At 70.6% G+C, this 9,121-nt stretch carries 11 protein-coding genes; 5 read left to right on the top strand and 6 right to left on the bottom strand.

The window, feature by feature from the left end; translation table 11 throughout:
* Positions 1-23 precede the first annotated feature (23 nt).
* From AC3EF3_RS11530 to AC3EF3_RS11520, 3 genes are all read left to right on the top strand, one after another.
* Positions 24-590: a DedA family protein gene (locus AC3EF3_RS11530; protein WP_488532293.1), complete on the top strand. Its 567-nt coding sequence runs from the start codon at positions 24-26 to the stop codon at positions 588-590.
* Positions 587-1,477, top strand: coding sequence for a hypothetical protein (locus AC3EF3_RS11525; protein ID WP_488532292.1), 891 nt, complete (start codon positions 587-589; stop codon positions 1,475-1,477). Before AC3EF3_RS11530 ends, AC3EF3_RS11525 begins: the two co-directional genes overlap by 4 nt.
* Positions 1,478-1,588: 111 nt before the next feature.
* The gene (locus tag AC3EF3_RS11520) at positions 1,589-1,924 is read left to right on the top strand and encodes a hypothetical protein (RefSeq protein WP_488532291.1); all 336 of its coding nucleotides are present in this window, start codon (positions 1,589-1,591) and stop codon (positions 1,922-1,924) included.
* Between the two features lie 68 nt (positions 1,925-1,992).
* On the opposite strand, the gene AC3EF3_RS11515 is transcribed toward AC3EF3_RS11520, so the two are convergent.
* From AC3EF3_RS11515 to AC3EF3_RS11505, 3 genes are read right to left on the bottom strand one after another with little or no spacing between them, the layout of a single operon-like run.
* Positions 1,993-2,877, bottom strand: a complete 885-nt coding sequence (locus AC3EF3_RS11515; protein WP_488532290.1) for a ribose-phosphate diphosphokinase — start codon at positions 2,875-2,877, stop codon at positions 1,993-1,995.
* Entirely contained in the window at positions 2,874-4,388 is a 1,515-nt protein-coding gene (locus AC3EF3_RS11510) for a thymidine phosphorylase family protein (protein ID WP_488532289.1), read from the bottom strand. Before AC3EF3_RS11510 ends, AC3EF3_RS11515 begins: the two co-directional genes overlap by 4 nt.
* 1 nt (position 4,389) lies before the next feature.
* On the bottom strand, positions 4,390-4,761 hold the full coding sequence (locus tag AC3EF3_RS11505) for a TraR/DksA family transcriptional regulator (protein WP_488532288.1): 372 nt from the start codon (positions 4,759-4,761) through the stop codon (positions 4,390-4,392).
* An 83-nt stretch (positions 4,762-4,844) separates the two neighbouring features.
* Between AC3EF3_RS11505 and AC3EF3_RS11500 the strand changes: the two genes are divergently transcribed.
* Positions 4,845-7,598, top strand: a complete 2,754-nt coding sequence (locus AC3EF3_RS11500; RefSeq protein WP_488532287.1) for a bifunctional acetate--CoA ligase family protein/GNAT family N-acetyltransferase — start codon at positions 4,845-4,847, stop codon at positions 7,596-7,598.
* Here AC3EF3_RS11500 and AC3EF3_RS11495 read toward each other — a convergent pair.
* From AC3EF3_RS11495 to AC3EF3_RS11485, 3 genes are read right to left on the bottom strand one after another with little or no spacing between them, the layout of a single operon-like run.
* Positions 7,500-7,754: a hypothetical protein gene (locus AC3EF3_RS11495; RefSeq protein ID WP_488532286.1), complete on the bottom strand. Its 255-nt coding sequence runs from the start codon at positions 7,752-7,754 to the stop codon at positions 7,500-7,502. The genes AC3EF3_RS11500 and AC3EF3_RS11495 overlap by 99 nt on opposite strands.
* A complete protein-coding gene (locus AC3EF3_RS11490) occupies positions 7,751-8,110 on the bottom strand; it encodes a phage holin family protein (protein WP_488532285.1) in 360 nt (119 codons plus the stop codon). The genes AC3EF3_RS11495 and AC3EF3_RS11490 overlap by 4 nt, the downstream gene beginning before the upstream one ends.
* 2 nt (positions 8,111-8,112) lie before the next feature.
* Positions 8,113-8,433 (bottom strand): ElaB/YgaM/YqjD family protein, encoded by a 321-nt coding sequence (locus AC3EF3_RS11485; protein ID WP_488532284.1) that lies wholly within the window; start codon positions 8,431-8,433, stop codon positions 8,113-8,115.
* A 103-nt stretch (positions 8,434-8,536) separates the two neighbouring features.
* Here AC3EF3_RS11485 and AC3EF3_RS11480 point away from each other — a divergent pair, with 103 nt between their 5' ends.
* A complete protein-coding gene (locus tag AC3EF3_RS11480; RefSeq protein WP_488532283.1) occupies positions 8,537-9,112 on the top strand; it encodes a hypothetical protein in 576 nt (191 codons plus the stop codon).
* Positions 9,113-9,121 lie beyond the last annotated feature (9 nt).

Genomic DNA, 9,121 nt, shown 5'->3' with positions numbered 1-9,121 from the left:
CCCGGTCCGGACCAGACTGCCGCATGGACTGGCTCGCACACTACGGCTACGCCGCCGTGCTGGTGGGAGCGCTGCTCGAGGGTGAGACCATCCTGGTGCTGGCGGGCTTCGCGGCGCATCAGGGCTATCTCGACCTGCCTGTGGTGCTGCTGCTCGCGTTCTTCGGCGGAACCGTGGGCGACCAGCTGTTCTTCTGGTTCGGGCGCGCAGTGGGCCCGCCGCTGCTGAGGCGGCACGCCGTGCTGGGGCGCGCCGGCCGGCGCGTGGGCATCCTGCTGCAACGGTACGATGCCACGCTGATCTTCGGCATCCGCTTCATGTACGGGTTGCGCATCGCGGGACCGATCGCCATGGGCGCGCTCGGCGTCTCGCCGCGGCGCTTCGCCCTCTTCAATGTGCTCGGCGCCGCCGTGTGGGCGCCGCTCGTCGGCGGCGCGGGCTACCTCTTCGGTCACGCCGTCCAGCGCTGGCTGGGCGACGTGGAGCATTACGAGGCCATTGCCCTGGCGACGATCGTCGCGGGTGCGGCGGTGCTGTCGGCGGCGCACGCATGGTGGCACTCGCGTGCGCGTGCGGGAGGCGGCCGATGATGCGCCGCTCGCTGTTCGCGATCCTTGCACTCGCGTTTGCGCTCACCCTCGCGACGAGCGCCGAGGCGGGCGCGGCGCTCGGTGCCCTGGGCCTGCGCGCGCGCTACGGCAACCTGGGTGCGCAGCTGGCGAACAACCCGTTCGGCGGCCCCTTGGTGCTGCAGTCGCAGGAAGCGGGGCGACGGCTGGACGGCGACATCTATGCCGTCCTGGATCATCCTTTCCCGCTCGTGAGCGCGACGCTGTCGGACCCGGCGCGCTGGTGCGACGTGCTCATCCTGCACCTGAACACCAAGTACTGCCGCCGCACGGGCGAGGGTGGCGCGATCCGCATCCAGGTGCGCGTCGGCAAGAAGGAGGAACAGCCGGTGCACACGGCCTCGCTGCTGGACTTCGCCTGGAAGCCGGCGGTCGCGCGCGCCGACTACCTCGCCGTCGAAATGGAAGCGGACGACGGACCGTACGACACGCGCGACTACCAGTTGCTCGCCGAGGCGGTGCCGCTCGAGGGCGGGCGGACTTTCCTGCACATGGGCTATTCGTTCAGCTACGGCGGCGCGAGCAGCCTCGCGATGCGCGTGTACCTCGCGACCGTCGCTCGCGACAAGGTCGGCTTCACGGTGATGAGCCGTCCGCCGGCGGGCGAGGGGGCGGAATACGTGCGCGGCATGCGCGGCGTGACCGAGCGCAACACGATGCGCTACTACCTCGCGATCGACGTGTATCTGGACTCGCTGTCGGCGCCGCCGGGCCAGCAGCTCGACAAGCGCCTGGCCGCGTGGTTCGACGCGACCGAGCGCTATCCGCGGCAGCTGCACGAGGTCGAGCGCGAAGCCTACCTGCGCATGAAGCGCAATGAGTACCGTCGGCAGCTCGCGCAGCCTTGAGGCGGCTTGACCGACGTCAACTTGGCCGGTGAGGGCCGATGAAATACTGAAATCGGATTTGAGGACCCACTCAGGTCCGCTACTTCAACCTCTTCAACTGGAGAAGCCCTCATGAAAAAACTTGCGCTCACCCTGAGCATGGCCCTGGTCTCGCTGGTGGCCGCCAACGGCTACGCCCAGACCCAGGGCGGAGACGACGCCGACGAGGCCAAGGCCGCGCCCACCAAGGCCGTCACCAAAGAGGAAAAGGCCGCCGCCAAGCAGGCACGCAAGGCCGAAGCCCGTGCCGTCGCGAAGACGCATCCCGCGAATGCCGAAGCCGCCCCGCCTGCGCCGGAAATCACGAAGGTTTCCAAGCCCGAGCGCAAGGCCGCCGCCATCAAGCGCAGGGCTGAGGCCGCCGAGGCCCAGAAGTCCGGCGACATCAACCACGACGACAACCGGTAGGTCACCGTCCCTTCCCGATCGACATCCAGGGCCGCTTGCGCGGCCCTCGTCGCTTGTGCCGGCACGCATCAGCGGGATGTGAACTGGCGAACGGCGTGGGCCAGCGCGGGAGCGACCGTGATGCCGTTGGTGGCGTGCTCGACCGTGTCGCAGCTGACGAAGGTTTGCACGCCGGCGGCGCGCAGTGCGGCAAGCGACTCGTCGTCCATCAATGCGTGGACGGCGACGGCGACGGGACTGGCGAACCCGGCCCGACGCAGCGCGGCGGCCGCGGCGACGAACGTGCGTCCCGTCGAGGCGATGTCGTCGACCAGCACGGGCGACCAGCGGCCGGGAGGGACTTCGCCGGAAAGCCGGACGGCGACGTCGAGGTCTCCGCCGCGCGTCTTTTCCAGGACCATGCTGGGGACGTTCGCCTGCCGCGCGACTTCGGCCACCCACTGCCGGCTCTCCGAATCGGGGCCGACGACCAGGGGTGATGGCACGTTCCAGGTGATCCATTGCGCGATCGACGCGGCGGCGGGCGCCACGCTGGTGGGGATGGAATAGATCTGGGACAGGCTCGTCCAGCGGTGCAGGTGCGGATCGACCGTGACGAGCGCGTCGGCGGTGCTCGAGACGAGGCGTGCGAACGTGCGCGAGCTGATCGCCTCGCCGGGATGGAAGCGCAGGTCCTGCCGCATGTAAGCCAGGTAGGGGGCCACGAGGATGACCCGGCGTGCCCCGAGCTCCCGGGCCGCATCGCACGCGAATGCGACCGGCAGGAACTTGTCGCCGGGACGATCGAGGCTCGCGACGATGAGGGCGTCGTGGCCGGTGAGGCTGGCGTCGATGCGCACGAGCTGCTCGCCGTCCGGGAAGCGGTGGATGGCCAGCTCGCTGCATTCGCACTGGAGCTCCGCCGCGAGCGCCGCCGCCAGGCGGCTGCCGGGCCATGCCAGCACCGTCTTCATACGTCTTCCGCGACCCGCAGGGTGTCGGGCTGGGTCAGTGCATAGTCGACGGCATAGGCCAGGGCCCCCGGCGAGCCTGCGTGCAGCGTGAAGAGCGGCTCCCCCCGCTCCACGAAGTCGCCGTGCTGCACGTGCAGCTCGATGCCGGCGCACGGCGATTTCGGCGCGCCGGCCAGCTTGGCGATGCGGGCGAGCCGGCGGTTGTCGATGGCGATCACGCTTCCGCTGCGCGGCGCCGGGATCTCCTGGGTGAACGCGGCCCGCGGCGGCTCGCGCATGCCGCCCTGCGCCTCGCAGATTTCCTGAAACTTGCGCCACGCGCGACCGTCCGCGAGCACCGCCGCCGCGAGCGCGCGCCCCTCGCCGCGTGGCGCGGCTTCGCCGAACTCGAGCAGTTCGCCCGCCAGCTCGATCGCCCGCAGGGCGAGGTCCTCGGGGGCACGGGGCTGTCCCTGGAGCACCGACAGCACGTCGCGCGCTTCCAGCGCCGGGCCGATGCCGCGGCCCACCGGGACGCTGCCGTCGGTGTGCGCGACGCGCACGCGCATGCCCAGCGCCTCCCCGACATGCACGAGGCGCCTCTCCAGCGCGGCGGCTGCGTGCGCGCTGCGGACCTTCGCCGTGGGGCCGACCGGCATGTCGACCAGCACGTGCGTGGCGCCCGCCGCGCATTTCTTGGACAGCACCGACGCGACGAGCTGGCCGGGGCTGTCCAGGTCGAGCGGGCGCTCCACGCGGATCAGCACGTCGTCCGCCGGGCTGAGGCGCACCGCGCCGCCCCACACGATGCAGCCCCCGGTCTTCTCGACGATGGACTGGATGCGCGGAACGTCGAATTCGACCGCCGCCAGGGTTTCCATCGTGTCGGCGGTCCCTGCCGGCGACGTGATCGCGCGCGAGGACGTCTTGGGGATGCGCAGGCCGCACGCGGCGACGATCGGCACGATGAGCATGGTCGTGCGATTGCCGGGCAGCCCACCGACGCTGTGCTTGTCCATGACAAAGCCTTCGGCCCACCGCATGCGCTCGCCGACATCGACCATGGCCCGCGTCAGCGCCACGGTCTCGTCCGCATCCAGCGCGTCCGTGCACGCCGTGACGAATGCCGCGAGCTGCAGGTCCGAATACCGGCCCGCGGCGACGTCGCCGATCACGGCGTCGAAGGCGCCCTGCGTCAGCTTGCGCCCATAGACCTTCGCACGGACATGCCCCAGCGACTCGAGCGGGGGAGGGTGCCGCAGCAGGGCGATATCGCCTTCGCTGGCGCCCAGCAGGCGCCATGCCGCGTCCGACAGCCCGGCCTCGCATTCGGGAAGGAACGCCTCGTCGACGACGTTGAGCGTCGCCACGATCTTGCGCGCGCCGACCTCCACTTCCGCGCGCGACTGGGCCTCGAATCCTTCGGACAGGCAAACGGGACAATCGCGGCGCATGTACAGCACCGGCTCCTGGTACGTGTCGATGCCGACGCGCCGGATGCGCAGGGCGTTGTGTGCGAGGGCCGAGGCCATCTCAGTGGTGGTTGCGCGCGACCTTCTCGTGCGCGCCCTGGCAGGACGCGCAGCGGGGCGCCTCCGGCATCGCGGCAAGGCGCTGCAGGTCGATCGGATCCCCGCAGTCGATGCAGATGCCGTAGCTGCCGTCGCGGATCCTGGAAAGCGCCGCGCAGATCTCGTCGAGCCGGGTGGACGCCTGCGACGCCTGGATATCGAAGAGCCGGCTCTCCACGTCGCGTGCCGCCGCGTCCTTCTGATCGGCCACCTCCTGGGCGTCGTCGGCTGCGGCAAGGCGGACTTCCGCCGCGAGCCTCGTGTCCAGTTGCGATGCCTGCTCGAGGAGGGCGGCACGAAAGCGGGGAGCCATGGAGGCGTCGTAGGTCTTCATGCGAGCCATTCTGGAAGCAGCCGATTGCCTCCGGCTTGAGCCATGTCAATCCAGCCGGACGGCCGCGATCCACCATGGGCACCATGAGCATCCGACATCTCGAACACCTGTTCCGTCCGGCTTCGATCGCGGTGATCGGGGCCTCGGACAAGCCGGGCCGCATCGGCTCCATCGTGTGGCGCAACCTGCGCGGCGCCGGGTTCCGGGGGCCCGTCTGGGCGGTCAACACGAGGCACGACGCCGTCGCCGGCGAAAGGACATGGAGCGACGTGGCTTCGCTGCCGCAGGCGCCCGACCTGGCCGTCATCTGCACGCCGGCCGCAACGGTACCCAAGCTCATCGACGAGCTCGGGCGCCGGGGCACGCGCGCGGCCATCGTGATCAGCAGCGGGCTGAAGGAGCCCGCCTCCGACGACGGCGCAACCCTGGAGCAGTCGATGCTCGACGCCGCGCGCCCGCACTTGTTGCGCATCCTGGGGCCGAACTGCATCGGCCTGCTCGTGCCCGGACTGGGCCTGAATGCCAGCTTCGCGCCCGCCGACGCCCGACGGGGCAAGCTCGCCTTCGTCACCCAGTCGGGCGCGCTCGCCACGGCGATGCTCGACTGGGCGAACGGCCGCGGCATCGGGTTCTCGCACTTCATCTCGCTCGGCGACAGCGCCGACGTGGACTTCGGTGACGTGCTGGACTATCTCGGCAGCGATCCGGGCACGCGCGCGATCCTGATGTATGCCGAATCCGTGAAACACGGCCGCAAGTTCATGTCGGCAGCACGGGCGGCCGCGCGCAACAAGCCGGTGATCGTCGTCAAGTCCGGCCGTGCGCCCGAAGGCGCACGCGCCGCGGCGTCGCACACGGGGGCGCTGGCCGGCTCCGACATCGTTTTCGACGCGGCCGCGCGACGCGCAGGCATGTTGCGCGTGCCGACGCTCGAGGCGCTGTTCGACGCAGCGGAGAACCTGGCGCATCCCTGGCCCTACCGTGGCGAGCGCCTGGCGATCGTGACCAACGGCGGCGGCGCCGGTGTGCTCGCCGCCGATGCGCTCTCGCTGGGCGGCGGCAAGCTCGCCGGCCTGAGCGACGAAACCGTCGCTTCGCTGGACGCGTGTTTGCCCGCGGCATGGTCGCACGGCGATCCGGTCGACATCATCGGCGACGCCCCCGCCACAAGGTATGCCGAGGCGCTGGGCGTGCTCCTTGCGGCGCCGGAAGTGGACGGCGTGGTCCTGGCGCACGCGCCCACCGCCGTGGTGCCGGCAGCCGAGATCGCCAAGGCGTGCCTGCCGGCGGTGAAGGCCGCTCCCAAACCCGTGCTGGGCTGCTGGCTGGGCGGCCCGTCCGTGCAGCCCGCGCGCGACGCCTGGTGCGAGGCGGGATTCCCGTGGTTCGAAACGCCCGAACGCGCGGCGCAGGCCTGGCTGCAGATCGTCACCTACGCGCGCAACCAGCAGGCGCTGCGGCAGATTCCACCGGCGGCGCCGGAAGACGGGACGGTCGACCGGGCATATGCGCAGTCGCTGATCGACATGGCGGTGCGCGAAGGGCGCGGCTGGCTCGACGAAGTGCATGCCAAGGCGCTGCTGGGCGTCTGGGGCATTCCCGTCGTGGACACGAGGAAGGCCCACGACCCGGACGAGGCCGCCCGCCTGGCCGCGGAAATCGGCTTTCCCGTCGCGCTCAAGATCATGTCGCCGCAGGTGATCCACAAGTCGGACGTGGGCGGCGTGGTGCTCGATCTGCAAAGCGAGCACGAGGTGCGCAATGCCGCATTCCGCATGCGCCAGCACCTTGCGCGCGCGCAGCCCGATGCGCATGTCCTGGGGTTCGCGATCGAGGCGATGGTGCGTCGCCCCGGCGGAAGGGAAGTGATCGTCGGGATGTCGAACGACGCGGTGTTCGGGCCGGTCATCCTCTGCGGCCAGGGCGGCACGGACGTCGAACTCACGCAGCGCCATGCCGTGGCCCTGCCGCCGCTGAACACGCTGCTGGCGGACGACCTGGTCGAGCGCAGCGGACTGAAGCCGCTGTTCGCGCCATCGAGGGGGCGGGCACCGCTGGACGAGGCCGCGCTGCACGACGTGCTGCTCAAGGTGTCCACGATGGCGTGCGAGCTAGAGGGCCTGGCCGAGTTGGACATCAACCCGCTGGTCGTCGATGCCGGCGGCGTCATCGCGCTCGATGCGCGCGTGCGTGTTTCCGCGCCGGCCCTGCGCCGCCTCACGCCGCCTGCGATCCGTCCCTATCCGGCCCAGCTGCAGGAGCAGTTGCGCATCGGCGCTGCAACCGTGACGGTGCGACCGATCCGGCCGGAGGACGCCTCCCGCCTCGAGGCCTTCTACGCGAGCGCTTCGCCCGAGGACATGCGGCTTCGCTTTTTCTTCGCGCGGCGCGAAGTCCCGCGCTCCGAACTGGCGCGCTACAGCCAGATCGACTACGACCGCGAGATGACCTTCATCGCGTTGGCGCCCGACGGCACCATGGCGGGGGAAGTCAGGGCGGCGTGCGATCCCGACAACGAGCGGGCCGAGTTCGCCTTGCAGGTGGCCGGCGAATGGCAGGGCAGGGGCCTGGGCACGGCGCTGCTGCGCAAGATGCTGGTGCACCTGCGCGAGCGCGGCACCGGTGAGCTCATCGGATACTGCTTGCCGGACAACCACGTCATGGCGGCGCTCGCGCGCAAGTTCGGCATGGAAGTCCACGCCGAGCCCGCGACGCTCACGCTGCGCTTGCCGCTGTCTTCAGTTTCGCTGCCCACGCGAACCGGCAGCGAAGATGCGGGCGGCGCCGACGGTGGCGAGGATGCCGAGCGAGAGGCGCGTGAGCGCGCCGATGCGTGAACGCCCGGCGAGCAGCCGTCCGGCCGAGGCGGCGAGCATGGCGACGCCGACCTGCACGCGCAGGTCCGCCGCCCTCGCGGCGGCGCGCTTGCGGCCGGCCCCGATGTCGCGTCGGAGCTCGGTCCGGCGCTGCTGCAGGAGCTCGAGCTCTTTCATGACGGGCGCCTCAGGGCGTCAGCGTCCCGTCCGAGTTCCTGGAGCGTGGCGCCGAGGAACGGTGGCCGGGTGCGCAGCGTGCGGGCGAGCCGCCAGGCCAGCGCCCACGTGGCGGCAGCCAACAATCCGGCAATGAGCCATAGCGAAGCCACTCCGGCCCGGTCCCAGAACGTGAGGACGAAAGCCGCCGACACGCCCACGAGCGCCACCGTGGCCAGGACCGACACCGCGAGCATTCCCGCGATGCAGATCCCGGCGCGCAGCAGCTCCTCCTGCACGTCGAGCGCGGCGAGTTCGAGGCGTTGGCGGCCCGCGGTCACCAGCGAAGCGGCGAGTTGCCGCGCGCTGTCGGCCATGCTCATCGCCGGCCCAGCAGCAGCCCGATCACCAGGCCGAGGCCCGCACTGGCACCGATGACGGGCCACGGATGCTGGCGCACGTAGCTGTCCGCGGCGCGCCCGGCTTCGCCGAGTCCGTCGACGGCGGATTGCTCGATCGCCTCGAGCTGCGTTCGTGCCGCGTGCAGGCTTCGCTCCAGCCGTGCGCGCGCGTCGGCGTAGCCGGTGCCGGCGTCGCGCACAGCGTGCTTCAGCAGTGCTTCGGCGTCTTCGACGATGGTGCGCAGGTCGCGTGCGACGCGTTCGCCGCCTTCCGCCAGTCCCGTGTGTGAGGTGTCCATTGCGTGTGCTCCTGTTGATGGTGGCTTCAGTCTTGATCCCTTCCGTTGGGAGGCAGTTGATTCGGATCAAACGCCGGCGCGGCTCATCAGCCACAGTTCGAACATGACGACGCAAACCCGCCTGACCATGCTCGCGGCAGCCTTGGCGCTGGCGGGCTGCGCTTCCGTCCTGCCGCGCGGAAATGCCGAAACGCCCTCGCCCTTCGGAACGTTCAAGGAAGCGGAGGAGGCGGCCTCGCGCATCGTGCCGTTCCGCACCCGCACCGGCGAGTTGCGCGAGCTGGGGTTCGACCATGAGGCGGGCAGGAACGTGACGCTCGTGCCGTACCCGGACGTGATCGCCCGCCTGGTGCCCTATTCGGGCATTCCGGTGGATTCGCTGGATCCCGGGATCCGCGAATGCATCAAGGCCAGCACCGGTTGCCGCGGGTACGTGTTCCATTTCGAGAGCCAACGGCGCGAGCGAGAGGGGAATTTCTGGGCCGACTTCTTCAATCTGCGCCGGGTCACCGAAGTGACGGGCTGGTGGTTCGATGCGCTGGTGGTCGTCAGCGGGGATCGCGTGCTGTTCCGCAACGTCGCCGGGCAGGCGAGCACCAGCCGTACCGAGCGGCAGACGAATCCCCTGGGGCCCCTCCAGCCGGCCGGCGAGGGCGTGGGTGCGTTGCTGATCCGTTGATGGAACTCG

Source organism: Ramlibacter sp. GS1-15, from assembly GCF_057785015.1.
Note: the sequence above shows the minus strand (reverse complement) of the source record. Positions and strands in the feature narration are given on the sequence as shown.